At 42.0% G+C, this 13258-nt stretch carries 12 protein-coding genes and 2 pseudogenes; 6 read left to right on the top strand and 8 right to left on the bottom strand.

Annotation, left to right across the window (positions count from 1 at the left end; all coding sequences use genetic code 11):
* The 8 genes and pseudogenes from BLV54_RS17130 to acs form a co-directional block, all read right to left on the bottom strand.
* A pseudogene (locus BLV54_RS17130) lies at nt 1-196 on the bottom strand (IS5/IS1182 family transposase); the annotation flags it as partial.
* A 3-nt stretch (nt 197-199) separates the two neighbouring features.
* Nucleotides 200-520, bottom strand: a pseudogene (locus BLV54_RS17135) (transposase); the annotation flags it as partial.
* A 217-nt stretch (nt 521-737) separates the two neighbouring features.
* A complete protein-coding gene (locus BLV54_RS00545; protein ID WP_090566450.1) occupies nt 738-1553 on the bottom strand; it encodes an MlaA family lipoprotein in 816 nt (271 codons plus the stop codon).
* A gap of 240 nt (nt 1554-1793) precedes the next feature.
* A complete protein-coding gene (locus BLV54_RS00550) occupies nt 1794-2405 on the bottom strand; it encodes an exopolysaccharide biosynthesis protein (RefSeq protein WP_090566211.1) in 612 nt (203 codons plus the stop codon).
* 778 nt (nt 2406-3183) lie between these two features.
* Nucleotides 3184-3546, bottom strand: coding sequence for a septal ring lytic transglycosylase RlpA family protein (locus tag BLV54_RS00555; protein WP_090566214.1), 363 nt, complete (start codon nt 3544-3546; stop codon nt 3184-3186).
* 110 nt (nt 3547-3656) lie between these two features.
* A complete protein-coding gene (locus BLV54_RS00560) occupies nt 3657-4892 on the bottom strand; it encodes a hypothetical protein (RefSeq protein WP_090566217.1) in 1236 nt (411 codons plus the stop codon).
* 203 nt (nt 4893-5095) lie between these two features.
* Complete coding sequence (locus BLV54_RS00565) at nt 5096-6061, bottom strand: MBL fold metallo-hydrolase (RefSeq protein ID WP_090566219.1); 966 nt, start codon at nt 6059-6061, stop codon at nt 5096-5098.
* Between the two features lie 54 nt (nt 6062-6115).
* Nucleotides 6116-8086 (bottom strand): acetate--CoA ligase, encoded by a 1971-nt coding sequence (gene acs / locus BLV54_RS00570; RefSeq protein ID WP_090566222.1) that lies wholly within the window; start codon nt 8084-8086, stop codon nt 6116-6118.
* A gap of 183 nt (nt 8087-8269) precedes the next feature.
* Here acs and leuC point away from each other — a divergent pair, with 183 nt between their 5' ends.
* The 6 genes from leuC to asd all read left to right on the top strand — a co-directional run bounded on the left by leuC (nt 8270) and on the right by asd (nt 13129).
* On the top strand, nt 8270-9682 hold the full coding sequence (leuC, locus tag BLV54_RS00575; RefSeq protein WP_090566453.1) for a 3-isopropylmalate dehydratase large subunit: 1413 nt from the start codon (nt 8270-8272) through the stop codon (nt 9680-9682).
* Between the two features lie 33 nt (nt 9683-9715).
* Nucleotides 9716-9844 (top strand): entericidin A/B family lipoprotein, encoded by a 129-nt coding sequence (locus BLV54_RS00580; protein ID WP_090566225.1) that lies wholly within the window; start codon nt 9716-9718, stop codon nt 9842-9844.
* A gap of 122 nt (nt 9845-9966) precedes the next feature.
* A complete protein-coding gene (locus BLV54_RS00585) occupies nt 9967-10095 on the top strand; it encodes an entericidin A/B family lipoprotein (RefSeq protein WP_090566228.1) in 129 nt (42 codons plus the stop codon).
* Between the two features lie 16 nt (nt 10096-10111).
* Nucleotides 10112-10750, top strand: coding sequence for a 3-isopropylmalate dehydratase small subunit (gene leuD, locus BLV54_RS00590; protein ID WP_090566231.1), 639 nt, complete (start codon nt 10112-10114; stop codon nt 10748-10750).
* Nucleotides 10751-10780: 30 nt separating this feature from the next.
* Nucleotides 10781-11842, top strand: a complete 1062-nt coding sequence (gene leuB, locus BLV54_RS00595) for a 3-isopropylmalate dehydrogenase (RefSeq protein ID WP_090566233.1) — start codon at nt 10781-10783, stop codon at nt 11840-11842.
* 174 nt (nt 11843-12016) lie between these two features.
* Nucleotides 12017-13129 (top strand): aspartate-semialdehyde dehydrogenase, encoded by a 1113-nt coding sequence (gene asd, locus BLV54_RS00600; RefSeq protein ID WP_090566236.1) that lies wholly within the window; start codon nt 12017-12019, stop codon nt 13127-13129.
* Nucleotides 13130-13258: the final 129 nt, after the last annotated feature.

Below are 13258 nucleotides of genomic sequence, written 5' to 3' on the forward strand. Positions count from 1 at the left end.
CCAGTGCACTTCCAGCCTTATGATACAGCCGGGCATCTGTCGGGTAATTGATCGCTTTTTCCTGCACCGTGCTATCCACGTTTACTGCTGTGAGCGATGTCTTTGATACGGTCTGCGTGGCAATTCCTGCTACCACCGTTAGACTTAACATGAATTCACAGCCTGCTTCGCCTATGCGGTCACGAAATCTCGTCATCTAGCTGGGATCGATTGGTAATTCGTGGCGAAAGTATTCTTCTCCACAGAAGTATTGCCAATAGGGATTCTCCACCCAGCGTTCCACCACCGTTTCATCCGATTCATTGAAAGTGTGCTTCAGGTAGTGCAGCCCTACCATCAAGCGGATCGGAATAGCTGGGCGGCCTTCATCTGAATACAGTCGTTCAAACCGCTCTTCTACTACAGACCAGTCAATCTTCCCTGCCAGGCGATACAGCTCGTGGCGCTGGTCCAACATCTGCTCCAGTCTCATGCGAAAAAGATCATCACAGGGGGTGGGTTCTTGCTTCTTTGGCTTCATCAATTCACCAGAAATTAGGGGTCAATAGTATTAATTCTGGCAAATTCCATACCTTTTCAGTATCCCTCAATGCCAATATTTATGCTAGCTTCTATAGTATTTCAGGGGCGACTAACTAGGTTCCAAAAATAACTAGACGAGAATGATCTAATCTGTGACATAAACAACTAGTTTAGTTTTTCATCATTAGCACTACCTTGTCTTTCTTTGTTGGAGACTATTTGGTCACTTTATTATCCTTCTTTCCCTCATCCTCGTTTTCATTATCCTTGCTTTCATTATTTTCGTTAATTTCAAGGCCTTCATCTTCAGGTGGAGGATTACCATCGTAGACTAGATTTCTCCGCCGTTGCAGATAAGCGTCGCGTACAAATTCATATTTATCTAGCGCTGCTTCTTCAAGAGTTTTATCCGTATCTAACATCTGGGCGCGCGTATCAACAGACCATCCTACCGAAGCTGGGAGACGAACAGTCAGAAAATCAAAATTAGGATATATCGACCAAATTGGATGGAAAAAAGTACTATCCACTCCAATTCCTACAGCATCACGTATTGTACTAGGACCTAGGAGAGGTAAGACGAGATAAGGCCCGGGGTCAATACCGTAACGACCGAGCGTCTGACCAAAATCTTCATTACGCTTGCTGATATTAATATCGCTGACTGCACTGATGTCGCTTGCGAGATCGACGATACCAAGCATACCGAATGTTGTATTAATAACTACCCGAGTTGCGCTTGCTGCTGCAGTATCAAATTTCAATTGCAATAATGCATTAGCAGTAATCACCACATCGCCAAAATTAGAAAAAACATTGCCGATGATCATCTCAAGAGGATCGGGAGTAACTGCTCGATAGCCCTTTGCTACAGGTTTCATTACATAGGCATCAAACTTTTCATTAAATGCAAACACTGCCCGGTTCATTGACTCCAGCGGGTCTCGTTTATTATTCTCGACCGAGGCACAACCAGTCAGCATATACCCCAATAACATCGGAACCAGCAATTTATAGCGATATAATGTCATTTTTACATTTGTCAATATTATTTGTGAACAGGGCATCTTGCCATAATTATGCGATTGCGACAACTTCCTCATCGGTGGCTTCCACTCGTTCCCTGTTAAAATTTGATCAACTACCCATTAGCACGGTAATTAACGAACGGCTGCTCCTCTGTCTAGTCTCTACAGTACTCTGCTTTCTCTTGGCTAGGTACATGAGTGTCATGATGTTCATTCAGCTTTGTCGATGTGTTTGACCTACGGCTAATAAAAAGATGGCACTGACACTCCCATCCATATGAGTGTAAGAATTATAAGCGTTATTCCTATACCAATAGTGCCAACTATCATACCTACAATGATAGTTAATCCATCTTTATTAAGTAAACCTAGGGACATGATGAGAATTCCCCAACCAGGAGGAACGTTTACCAAAGGAATAGGTAGAGCTATGGAAATAGTAAATATAAAGGCAAAAATACCAATAATTCGTTCCCAGGCGCGTACGCTGATATATGTAAGTCTTGGGTGCAGATAGCTTTCAATTTTACGTAACCACGTGGTTGCTTTTACAATCAATTTTTCCAGACTTTTTTTGCTAATTTCCTTTTTACTGATCCATCCAGGCAGCCAAGGAGATTTCATTCCCCACATCATTTGTATTGAGAAAATAAAAAGTGGAATAGAAAAAAAAGTGGTATAGCCAGGTGGAGCAGGGATAGGAAGGCAAATGGGTAAAGCTGCAATAGCAAGTAAAATACCAAATCCTCTCTCACGGAGAGAATTTTTGATTTGACCAACACTCATCTTCTCGCTAGTATTTTGTATCACCACTAACTGGAGCAATTCAGATGTAGTGCGTTCTTTGTTCTCCATTAATATTTCCTTATGATGAAACCATGGTAATTTTATATAGATAAGCGATATTCCAGAAGGAATTTTAATGTTTCCCATAAAAAAATAAGCTCGATGAGTGACGGATTATCTGGTTTGGTTACAATCCGTGTTATAAGCAAATAATGGGCTAAAGAATGGTAATTCCATTTCTAAATAAAACATGATGCGAGGGCGAGCTGCAGGCAGTATAAGTAATACGACAAGGAGAAATCGACAAAATCAGGTTTGATTTAGAAATGGAACAAATTATTTTCGGATGGTAAGAGTTGATATACCCTAAATGAAAAAGTTAGAGGTATGGTTGCATCTAAGCTATACAATTTTTATTCGATATATAACGAAGTGTGGCTGCAAGAAAGAAAAAGCAAGCCGCCCAGCTTTAAATGCTTTGTATAGCTAAATTCAAAAAAATCATAATTATATTGAACAGGATAGGATAATGATGTTTTTGAATTTCCAGTCAGCGCATTTAAAACACTCTATCCGTGGATAAGGCTGTGATAACTGCTCTATATCGGTGAGAGATAATAATTATTTCGGTCGCTTAGAAAAGATGCTAATGCTTTTATTATTTTGACCAATAAACAAGATTCGAGAATGCGAATTTCATACTCCACCTTAACTGGTGAGTAATTAACATTGTTCCCGAGTTATTTTTTAATCAATTTTTAAAGCAATCCCATCTGTTTTGACTTATCTGCTCACCTAATTGCAGAATTTCATACAGGCAGATACTGGGCAGCCCGATTATCTTGCTTTACTTGATTGTTTCAAGGCTAACGTGAGCTCGTCCTTTTTTTATAAAACCTAACGCCACTGCTGCACGTTTGGTCACATCGATAATGTTGCTGTTGTGAGGAGCCAAACGATCGTTTATTTTGACAACTATACTGCGATTATTTTCAAGATTAGTAACTTTGACGAGCGTACCATAAGGAAAATCATTATGCGCTGCTGTAAACCTACTCTGATTGAAAACTTCACCATTGGCTGTTTTCTTACCTTGGTACTTATCATTGTAATGGACAGCATAACCTGTTTTGGCTAACGTGATGCCTGAGCCAAGGATGAGATAAATAATGAGGGTAGTAAGGAGCATTGAAGTAAGGTGTTTAGTCATATTTAATGTCCTCCAATGTATGATTTATAAAATATTTTTCAGACTACTCATGAATCAAATTTTTGGAGCAAGTCGTGTAAATTTACTAAAACACATTGAACTTGAGGAAATCAGTGAAATTTATTGATCAATTCATTCATGCTCGTATACAACTTCTTTTTGCATTCTTCTGCCTTGCCCACTAAATCAATCCATCCTACACTTCTGATACATTCGTTATATTCGAACTGAACCTCATTTTGCTTTTGAAGCAAATCAATTGAAGTCGAGAGTTGTTTGATGTGGGCAATAACTTTGTCCAGATTAATATTTCCAACAGTATTTCCCAACTGATCGATGCTTTTTTGGGTTACATCGAGTTTCTGTAATGGTTCATTGTTTGCGTGCTTGATTTGATTAGTAATTTCTTGTTTTGTTTCGTTGGTGTAATCTTTTAGCTTATTTCCTAGCTCTCCAATACTCTTCTGAGTAAGAGTTACCAAAGTTTTTTCGTGTGCTTCAAGTTCATTCTGAACAAATGAATTGATTCCTTGCTGGAGGGTTTCTAGTGAATGATCAATTGCTTGATTGAAAGATTGCATTTTATTTTCAATAAGATGACTGATATTCCCATCAATTTGTTTCAGGATGTCACCAGATATTTTATCGACTGGCTCTCTTGTATTGATAATCTCTTTTTTTGCGTCGCTGATGATTGATTTAATTTCATCAGAAGCTTGATTGAAGGATTGCATTTTATTTTCAATAAGATGATTGATGCCCCCATCAATTTGTTTAAGGATGTCACCAGATATTTTATCGACTGGCTCTCTTGTATTGATAATCTCTTCTTTTGCATCGCTGATGCTTGATTTGATTTCATTAGAAAAGTGTTTGTGTTTATCTTCAAGAAAGCGCAATGACTGCTTTTCATTTTCAGCAGTTAATAATGAGATGAGTAATACTTCTTTCTTTTCTTTTTGATCGAGATTGCCAATCATCTCTTCCAATATGCTGGAAGCTACTTCTTTATCGGCTAAATTTTCAATTTGATTAAGATCTGAAGCATTTAGTAATGTTTTTAGACTGGCTTGCATTACACCAATATTTGCCTCAGCTTTGGATATAGCAGCAGATTGGCGGAATAATTCGTAAGGTAAAAAAAGCAAAGTGAGTAAAAGGCAAGTAATATAAATAACAATTTTCCAATTTCTTTTTTGTAGAATGAAACTGAAACCAAATAGGGTGAGGATCAAAATAATCGAGGGTGTCAGAATTGAAGCGATTTCGAACCAGCTCCTATCTGTAACTGCACTTAAAGAAAAATTATTTAGCAGGCCAGCTATAAATTTATTTAACTCACTCATCAATCACTCCGCATAAGAACTGGAAAAATTAATAACGAAAAATACCTTTCTATATTTTTCTTATCCGTATGGTATTTGCCAATATCTTATAACTGTAAATAAATTTGATTGTATAGGCTATCAAATTTTTAGTCTGATGATTATCAGATCAGCCTGGGATATCTATGAAATCGTATTAAACAGTCATAATTACGTTCGAACATTTATAGCTTATTTGATTTCTCAGATTGATCTAGCCACGTTTCCAGCCCCATGGCGTTTAGTTCGATATCGACACGTAATAATTCATAAATCTCTGTAGGCGACCAGGTGCAGCCATGCATTGCGAGCCGTTGGCATAATAAATCTTTTAATGCTTGCACAATAAACTCATGGCTCTCTGCTGTTTTGTTAGCGGCTTGATTGGCGATATTGACAAACGCATCAATCAGATCATGCATTTGCGTTGCATGATGCGGCAAATGACCGATACGGCTGTAGTGCGTCAGAAAAGCATATTGTGGTTGATAGCTCATAATTCGATTCAATGATGCATGGGCAGCTTCTGGATCAAATTGTACCGGGGTTGTAGTTGGAAAAACGAATTCCAGTCCATCTACATCTAGTTCCCGATAAGAAACGCCAAAGGTATCCCCTGTGAAAAAGGACTGACTCCTTTCGTCAAAAATACAATAGTGATGACGGGCATGACCAGGAGTATCAAGCAGCAAAAGAGGACGGCCATTCAAGTCGATACGGGTTTCGTCAGGGGCTTCGAGAACACGATTTTCGTCAATGGGAGAAATTTCGCCATATAAGCGTTTAAATTCCGCTTTGCCATAAACTGCCATTACACCCGCAATTAGTTTGGCAGGATTAATCATATATTTTGCACCACGTGGATGGACAACCAATTTGGCATTGGGCAGCAATCGCATGAATTCACTTGCGCCGCCAGCATGGTCGAGATGAATGTGTGTGAGAAACACATAAGCTATTTTCTCAGGAGCAAGTTGCTTATTTTGTAGTATCTGTATGACGCCTGGCACAGAAAATTGGGTGCCTGTGTCAATCAAGGCAGCAACACCATTTTCGACAATCAGGTGGATAGCCGCGCGACCGGGGCGATGGTATTGGGCATCGATGGCAGTGATTCCAAAGTCGTAGTCGATGATATTGGGTAAATTCATATTTTTCGTTGGAATGTTTGGAGCTAGATTGAGTAATAAAATGGCTATTTCAATTTAATGAATAGGTTGTTTAAGTTGATCAAGAATGGCAGGATTCTCGAGTGTAGAGGTATCTTGAGTAATTTCTTCTCCTCTGGCAAGCGAGCGGAGTAATCGCCGCATGATTTTGCCAGAGCGTGTTTTGGGTAGATTGTCGCCAAAACGGATTTCTTCGGGCTTGGCAATGGGGCCGATTTCGTGTCCAACCCATTCCCTAAGTGAGTTGGCTATTTCAAAAGCTTGCTCGCCATGAGGGCATTTTTGTTTCAAAACGACAAATGCAACTACGACTTCTCCTTTGATTTCATGTGGTTTTCCTACGACTGCCGCTTCAGCAACCAGCGGATTGGCCACAAGCGCTGACTCAATTTCCATGGTTCCCAGACGATGACCGGATACGTTTAATACATCGTCAATACGTCCCATGATCCAGAAATAGCCATCGTTATCACGATGTGCAGAGTCACCTGCTAGATAAAAATGACCTCCACCAATATCTTGAGGAAAGTAAGTTTTTTTGAAACGCTCTGGATCTCCCCATAATGTGCGGATCTGGGAGGGAAATGGCTGCTTGATGACAAGAAATCCACCTTTTCCCTGTTCAACCTCATGGCCTGCTTCATCGATTACCGCAGCGCTGATTCCAGGTAAAGGAAACGTGCATGATCCAGGTTTGAGGGAGATCGCACCAGGAGCCGGTGCTATCATGTGGCAACCTGTTTCAGTTTGCCACCAAGTATCTACGATTGGGCAGCGGGATTGGCCCACTACGGTGTAATACCACATCCAGGCTTCGGGATTAATCGGTTCACCTACAGAGCCGAGCAGGCGCAGTGAGGACAAATCATATTGAGCAGGTAAATCTGCTCCCAATTTAATCAATGAGCGAATTGCAGTAGGCGCAGTATAGAAAGTAGTTACTTTGTGATTTTGTATAATTTTCCAAAGGCGTCCAGCATCCGGATAAGTCGGTACACCTTCGAAGATAACTTGAGTTGCCCCCATGGCCAATGGACCATACGTTACATAGCTATGACCGGTAATCCAGCCAACATCGGCGGTACACCAAAAAATATCGGTCGGTTTGTAATCAAAGATCCATTGCATACTTGCCATTACACCCAGCAGATAACCTGCTGACGAGTGCTGGACGCCTTTGGGTTTGCCCGTGGAACCAGAGGTGTAGAGGGTAAATAAGGGATGCTCGGCATGGATCCATTCAGGCTCGCAGTCAGTTTGCTTGTTCTGGGTGAGCTCATGCCACCAGATATCGCGACCGGCATGCCATGGTGCGTCAATACCCATATGTTTATAAACGATAACTGATTTAACTGAGTCTGTTCCGCCCATGCTGAGGGCTTCATCGACAGTTGCTTTCAACGGGTGATTTTTACCACCACGCGTTTGCTCATCTGCAGTAATAACAGCTACTGCACCGGCGTCAACGATGCGTTCGTGTAGACTTTTAGCAGAAAATCCAGCGAATACGACCGAGTGAATAGCACCAATGCGCGCACACGCTTGCATGGCGACAACAGCTTCAATACGCATTGGCAAGTAAATAATGATGCGATCGCCTTTTTTGATGTTAAGTGCTTTCAAGCCATTGGCAAACTGACAAACAAGCTGGTAGAGCTCGCGGTAAGTGCAACGGCTTACCTTGCCATCATCAGCTTCAAAAATAATAGCTAATTTATCCGGTTGACTGGTAAGGTGCCGATCAAGGCAATTATATGAAATATTTAGTTCACCATCCTCAAACCATTTGAAAAAAGGAGGGTCTGAATCATTCAGGACACGTGTAAAAGGTTTATGCCACAGAATATATTTTTGTGCCAACTTGCTCCAGAAACCGGGGTAATCCTTCTCAGCTTCAGCACACAACGCTTGATATGCTTCCATACCAGCCAGATTAGCCTGTTCAACAAATTCGGGAAAAGGGGGAAAGACACGTGCTTCATGCAGTACGGATACGATGGTAGACATAGGACAATCCTTTATTTCATTATTTTGTGGCGAAGAATGATGAACAGGAAAATTGTACCATTCATGGGGCCGGAAGGAAGTTGCTCTTCACCATATAGCTAAATATATTGACGCTTGAATGACAACCTACTGCTTAATACTGCTTTATGGGATAATAATCTTATTATTTTGGAATATCGTAAAATGAAGACGTTATACGACAAACTTTGGGAAAGCCATGTGGTGCATGCAGAATCAGACAGCCCCGACAGCATGGTCATTCTTTACATTGATCGTCACCTGGTGCACGAAGTAACCAGTCCTCAGGCGTTCGAGGGATTGAAATTGGCTAGACGCAAACCCTGGCGAGTCAATTCGATTCTAGCGGTAGCAGATCATAATGTACCTACAACCGATCGGAGCAGTGGTATTAGCGACCCAATATCGCGCTTGCAAGTAGATACTCTGGATCAGAATTGCGAGGAGCTGGGCATAACCGAGTTCCGAATGAACGATCAGCGACAAGGGATCGTGCACGTCATTGGGCCGGAGCAGGGTGCGACGTTACCAGGGATGACAGTAGTCTGTGGAGACTCACATACCAGTACCCATGGTGCTTTTGGCTGTCTTGCCTTTGGCATTGGTACATCCGAGGTAGAGCATGTACTGGCGACCCAGTGTTTGTTGACCAAAAAATCCAAGTCGATGCAGATATTGGTCGAAGGCAAACTAGGATATGGGGTAACGGCTAAAGATATTGCGCTGGCGATTATTGGTGAGATCGGTACAGCAGGCGGTACGGGTTATGCGATTGAGTTTGCAGGGAGCGCTATACGGGCACTTTCCATGGAAGGTCGCATGACGCTTTGCAATATGGCAATTGAGGCAGGTGCGCGTGCAGGGATGATCGCGGTGGATGAAACCACGATCGAATACATTAAGGGGCGGCCTTTTGCGCCGAAAGGTGCGATATGGGAGCAAGCAGCTTCCTATTGGCGTACCTTAAAAAGCGATGAAGGAGCAGTATTTGATCGGGTAGTAAAACTTAAGGCAGAACAAATCAAACCTCAGGTAACTTGGGGAACCTCTCCGGAGATGGTGACTTCAATTGACGGCAAGGTACCGGACCCGACTTTGATAGCTGACCCAATCAAGCGCCACGATGCAGAGAATGCTCTGAAATACATGGGACTTTCACCTAATACTCCAATCGATGAGATTTTTCTTGACAAGATTTTTATTGGTTCATGCACCAATTCGCGAATAGAAGATCTGCGAGAAGCTGCTTCAGTATTGAAAGGCAGGCATATTGCTCCTAATATCAAGCAAGCTCTCGTGGTTCCAGGTTCAGGCTTGGTAAAATCTCAAGCTGAGCAGGAGGGGATCGATAGAATTTTTCAGGAAGCGGGATTCGAGTGGCGAGAACCTGGTTGTTCAATGTGCCTCGCGATGAACGAAGACAGACTTATGCCAGGCGAGCGTTGTGCTTCGACATCAAATCGTAATTTTGAAGGACGGCAGGGGCCGGGAGGCAGAACACACTTGGTCAGTCCTGCCATGGCAGCAGCAGCAGCAGTAGCCGGTCATTTCGTTGATGTTCGTGCGATGAATGAATAGCCTAACACTCTATTTTTGTTTAAGGAAATACAAATGAAAATGATATCTGTATCGATTGGATTGTTGTGGATTGCTCTGCAGTTGACCGGCTGTCATACCATGCAGGGACTTGGTAAGGATATCGAGAGTGGCGGTAAAGCAATCGAGAAATCTGCTCAATAAGCAAAGATATGAAAAAATTTGAGTATTGTATTGTCATGGCAGCAGCAGTAACGGGTCATTTTGTTGATGTTTGTACGATGAATGAATGGCCTAAGACTCTATTTTTGCTTAAGGAAATATAAATGAAAATAATATCTGTATCGATTGGATTATTGTGGGTTGCTCTGCAGTTGGCTGGCTGTCATACCATGCAGGGGCTTGGTAAGGATATTCAGAGTGGCGGTGAGGCAATCGAGAAAGCTGCTCAGTAAAATAGAGAATAGAGATATGAAAAAGTTTGACTATTGTAAAGGATTGGTGGTCCCGCTGGATCGCGCGAACGTGGATACGGATGCTATTATCCCTAAACAATTCCTGAAGTCGATCAAGCGTTCAGGTTTTGGTCAGTACTTATTTGATGAATGGCGCTATCTTGATCACGGTGAGCCGGGAATGGATGTATCGCAGCGTAAAATAAACCCTGATTTTGTGCTTAATCAACCTCGCTATCAGGGAGCAGAAATATTGATTGCACGTGATAATTTTGGTTGTGGTTCAAGTCGCGAGCATGCACCCTGGGCACTTCAGGATTACGGTTTTCAGGTAATTATTGCACCGAGTTTCGCCGATATTTTTTTTAACAACTGCTTCAAAATAGGATTATTACCTATTGTGCTCGATTCAAATGTGGTGAATAGGCTTATTAATGAAGTGATAGCTATCAGTGGTTATTGTTTAGCCGTGAATCTTTCTGCCCAGACAGTGACGACACCGACTAATGAAGCCTATGGCTTTGATATTGATCCATTTAGAAAACATTGTTTAATTAATGGCTTGGATGAAATCGGCTTAACTTTACAGCATGCTGATAAAATCAAGCAGTTTGAGGCAAAGCGACGGAAAGAGCAGCCTTGGTTATTCGCTTGAAATAAATTTTCCGTGTCAGGAAAGAATAATATGAAAATTGCAGTTCTAGCAGGTGATGGGATCGGCCCAGAAATTACTGGGCAGGCTGAAAGAATTTTATTGGCACTTAGAAGTGATGGACTAAAACTCGAGCTGGAGCCTGGTTTATTGGGCGGGTGTGCAGTGGATGCCAGCGGCGAGCCTTTCCCGGAGATAACTCGTAAACTCGTTAAAGAAGCAGATGCTGTGCTGCTGGGGGCAGTGGGTGGTCCAAAATATGACGGTTTACCTCGGGAGAAACGTCCTGAGCAAGGATTGCTTGCTATTCGTAAAGAACTTAATTTATTTGCTAATCTACGGCCAGCTATTCTATATCCTGAATTAGCGAGTGTTTCGACCTTGAAACCCGAAATTGTCTCAGGTCTGGATATCTTGATTGTACGTGAGTTGACAGGCGATATTTATTTTGGTCGGCCACGAGGTATTGAGCGACGAGATGGTCAGCGCGTGGGTTTTAATACTATGATCTATACCGAAGCGGAAATAAGCCGAATTGCTCATGTCGCTTTTCAAGCCGCACGCAAACGAAAGGGTGGGCTATGTTCCGTGGATAAAATGAATGTGCTGGAGTGTACCCAATTATGGCGTGATGTGGTTACTGAAACAGCTAAGGAATATCCAGATGTAAACCTTTCTCATATGCTGGTAGATAATGCGGCAATGCAATTGGTGCGTAATCCCAGGCAGTTTGATGTGATCGTGACAGGCAATATGTTTGGCGATATTTTATCTGATGAAGCTTCTATGCTGACCGGCTCAATAGGTATGCTCCCTTCTGCATCGCTAGATGATCAAAACAAGGGATTGTATGAGCCCATTCATGGATCCGCACCGGATATCGCAGGAAAAGATATGGCTAACCCTTTAGCAACAATATTATCAGTAGCCATGATGCTGCGTTATTCTTTTGCTCAGGAAGAGGCTGCCTTGCGTATTGAGCATGCAGTTAGAAAGGTTTTGGCACAAGGTTTTCGTACCAATGACATTTACGAACCCGGTATGAAAAAAGTTGGTACGATAGAAATGGGTAATGCCGTGTTAGCAAATTTATAAACATGTTGTATGCAGGTGGATAGGTCAACGGCAGCGATCTCAAGCTTATCTGCCTTTTTTAATTTAGGTTTAGATTTATAGCTTGTAATTCGTCTCATTGATCACGAATTAATGGTCAAGAATTACCTCTAAGATTTCAAGATTATTCACAGCATAAAGGTTATAGAAAACTAAATGAAACAAGTAGGCTTTGTAGGCTGGCGTGGTATGGTAGGTTCTGTTCTTATGCAGCGCATGCGTGAAGAAGATGATTTTTCATTGGTAGAACCAGTATTTTTCACAACTTCTCAGAAAGGCGGGAAGGGACCGGATATCGGTAAAGATATACCACCCCTTAAGGATGCCAGGGATGTGGCAGAACTTAAGAAGATGGATATCATCATCTCCTGCCAGGGAGGCGATTATACCAATGAAATTTTTGGTAAGTTACGTGAATCAGGTTGGAAAGGTTATTGGATCGATGCAGCATCAGCTCTTAGAATGAAAGATGATGCTGTTATCATTCTTGATCCTGTCAACATGCCTGTTATCAAGCAAGCCTTGCATGATGGCGTAAAGAATTATATCGGTGGTAACTGTACCGTTAGTTTGATGCTGATGGCAGTAGGTGGTTTGTTTGAAAAAAACATGGTCGAGTGGATGAGCGCTATGACCTATCAAGCTGCTTCGGGTGCAGGTGCTCAAAACATGAGAGAGCTACTTCTGCAAATGGGTGAAACCCACCGTGTGGCTGAGGATCTATTGAATGATCCAGCCTCAAGTATCTTGGATATCGATCGTGAAGTTGCAGAGAAGCTACGTGACAAAGAATTTCCTGTTGAGAATTTTGGTGTGCCTTTGGCAGGAAGCTTGATTCCTTGGATTGACAAGGAAGTTGCTCATGGGCAGAGTCGTGAAGAATGGAAAGGTCAGGCCGAAACGAATAAAATCCTAGGTCATACAGATAAGCCTGTGCCCGTTGATGGTATTTGTGTTCGTGTTGGTGCAATGCGTTGCCATAGTCAAGCATTGACGATCAAACTTAAGCAAGACATTCCATTGGATGAAATCGAGGGCGTTATTGCTCAGTCAAACAATTGGGTGCGAGTAATTCCTAACGAACGAGAAAGGTCAACAAAAGAACTTACGCCAGTTGCTGTTACCGGTAAACTGGACGTCCATGTTGGGCGGTTGCGTAAGCTTAATATGGGTGGAGAGTATCTTTCTGCGTTTACTGTAGGTGATCAACTACTATGGGGAGCAGCAGAACCATTACGTAGAATGTTGCGGATACTGATTGAAAATTAAATAATTATCTCTCAAGAAATTAAGGGAACATGTCGTTTCTTTAATCTGCTCTGATCATTTAGAGTGATAGAATTGGCCTGCGATACAAGAGGTAGTTCTATGGCCTTTATTTTTGTTAGTAAAGTGGTG

It is taken from the genome of Nitrosomonas sp. Nm33 (genome assembly GCF_900107265.1).
Lineage (GTDB): Bacteria > Pseudomonadota > Gammaproteobacteria > Burkholderiales > Nitrosomonadaceae > Nitrosomonas.

Excerpts from the sequence above, each read along its gene's own strand:
- acs (WP_090566222.1), bottom strand. The coding sequence starts at position 8,086 with ATGTCTACCATCGTATCCGTACTGCATGAAGCACGTGTCTTTCCCCCT.
- BLV54_RS00555 (WP_090566214.1), bottom strand. The coding sequence starts at position 3,546 with ATGACTAAACACCTTACTTCAATGCTCCTTACTACCCTCATTATTTAT.
- BLV54_RS00585 (WP_090566228.1), top strand. The coding sequence starts at position 9,967 with ATGAAAATAATATCTGTATCGATTGGATTATTGTGGGTTGCTCTGCAG.
- leuC (WP_090566453.1), top strand. The coding sequence starts at position 8,270 with ATGAAGACGTTATACGACAAACTTTGGGAAAGCCATGTGGTGCATGCA.
- BLV54_RS00545 (WP_090566450.1), bottom strand. The coding sequence starts at position 1,553 with ATGACATTATATCGCTATAAATTGCTGGTTCCGATGTTATTGGGGTAT.
- BLV54_RS00560 (WP_090566217.1), bottom strand. The coding sequence starts at position 4,892 with ATGAGTGAGTTAAATAAATTTATAGCTGGCCTGCTAAATAATTTTTCT.
- leuD (WP_090566231.1), top strand. The coding sequence starts at position 10,112 with ATGAAAAAGTTTGACTATTGTAAAGGATTGGTGGTCCCGCTGGATCGC.
- asd (WP_090566236.1), top strand. The coding sequence starts at position 12,017 with ATGAAACAAGTAGGCTTTGTAGGCTGGCGTGGTATGGTAGGTTCTGTT.
- BLV54_RS00580 (WP_090566225.1), top strand. The coding sequence starts at position 9,716 with ATGAAAATGATATCTGTATCGATTGGATTGTTGTGGATTGCTCTGCAG.
- leuB (WP_090566233.1), top strand. The coding sequence starts at position 10,781 with ATGAAAATTGCAGTTCTAGCAGGTGATGGGATCGGCCCAGAAATTACT.
- BLV54_RS00565 (WP_090566219.1), bottom strand. The coding sequence starts at position 6,061 with ATGAATTTACCCAATATCATCGACTACGACTTTGGAATCACTGCCATC.
- BLV54_RS00550 (WP_090566211.1), bottom strand. The coding sequence starts at position 2,405 with ATGGAGAACAAAGAACGCACTACATCTGAATTGCTCCAGTTAGTGGTG.